The 1,617-nt window shown below is 69.1% G+C and carries 1 protein-coding gene; it reads left to right on the forward strand.

Features of this window, described 5'->3' with window-relative positions; genetic code table 11:
- Positions 1 to 1,401, forward strand: a 1,401-nt coding sequence (locus ABDV69_RS21415) for a PE-PPE domain-containing protein (RefSeq protein ID WP_343577849.1), incomplete at its 5' end; no start/stop codon positions are given.
- Positions 1,402 to 1,617: the final 216 nt, after the last annotated feature.

Below are 1,617 nucleotides of genomic sequence, written 5' to 3' on the forward strand. Positions count from 1 at the left end.
CTGCTGTCCGCCGGCGGCGCGGCCCTGCTGGGCCTGACCGCGACCATGCACGCGGCGTTCGCCTTCGGCGACAACACGGCGGTGATCATCGGGCCCAGCGGAGTGCCGATACCGTCCAGCGACTACGTCACCGAGGTCGACGCCCTCTACATCGACCCCGCGCAGCCGTTCCCCGGGCAGCCCACCTACCCGGGAGTCAGCCCGCTTCCGCTGTTCACGCCCGAGGGGCTGTACCCGGTCACCGGGGTCAAGAGCCTGCCGTACGACGCATCGGAAGCGCAGGGCGTCGTCATCCTCAACGACGAGATCAACCAGCTCTGCCCCGACCCGCCGGCCTGCGGCGGCGACGCGACCGTGGTGTTCGGCTACTCCCAGAGCGCGGTCATCTCCAGCATCGAAATGGACGGCCTGGCCGCCCTGCCCCCCGACGCCCGGCCCGGCACGGACGAGCTTGCCTTCGTGCTGGTCGGCAACGAAAGCAACCCCAACGGCGGCCTTTTGGAGCGCTTCGTCGGGCTGTCGCTGCCGAGCCTGGGTCTGACCTTTACCGGTGCGACCCCCGACGACGTCTACCCCACCACCATCTACACCCTCGAATACGACGGCTTCGCCGACTTCCCGCGCTACCCGATCGATCTGCTGGCAGACCTCAACGCGGTCGCCGGCATCGTGTTCGTGCACACCCAGTACGCGAAGCTCAGCCCCGAGCAACTCGCTGCCGCGATCCCGTTGCAAAGCACCGCGGGGCCGACCATGCACTACTTCATCATTCCCGAGGACAACCTGCCGCTGCTGGACCCGCTGCGAGCGGTCCCCTTCGTCGGCCAACCACTGGCCGACCTGATCCAGCCGGATCTGAAAGTGATCGTGAACCTGGGCTACGGCCCCGACGACCTCGGCTATTCGAACACCCCGGCGAACCTGCCCACCCCGTTCGGGCTGTTCCCGACGGGCGTCAACCCGGACACCGTGCTGAGCGACCTGGCCAACGGAATTCCGCAGGGCGTCGGGGCCTTCCTCCATGACATCGGCACCGAACAGTTGCCGTCGCTGCCGAGCCTGGCGGGCCTGGCGGGCGCGTTGTCGTCGCTGTCGTCTCCGTCGTCTCCCGCGGATCTGCTGCCGTCGCTGACCGACGTCGTCAACACGCTGACGAACGTCGCCGCGGCGAGCTACGCGACCCTGCTGCCGACGGCGGACATCGCGACCGCCATCGCCACCACCCTACCGTTGTACGACACCACCCTCTTCGTGGAGAACCTGCCCAACCTCGTCGACGCCGTCGGCTACCCGATCGCAGCCGACGCGGGCCTGCTCTCGCTGGCCGGCGGCATCGAGTTCCTGGTCCTCGCCGGAGCCGCCCAATCCGTCGTCAGCGACCTGGCCGGCCTCGTCCCGTGACCGGCGCGCACCTGCCGGGGTCACCGGTCGAGGACACACCCGCCCGGTGGAGATCACCATGAGCACCACCATGTTCCCGTTGCTGAGATTCGGCCTGCTGTGCACCACGGGCGCGGCCCTGCTGGGCCTGACCGCGACAATGCACGCGGCGTTCGCCTTCGGCGACAACACCGCGCTCGTCATGGGCCCCAGCGGCTTTCCCATCCCGGCGCCGCC

Source organism: Mycobacterium sp. (assembly GCF_039583785.1).
GTDB lineage: Bacteria > Actinomycetota > Actinomycetes > Mycobacteriales > Mycobacteriaceae > Mycobacterium.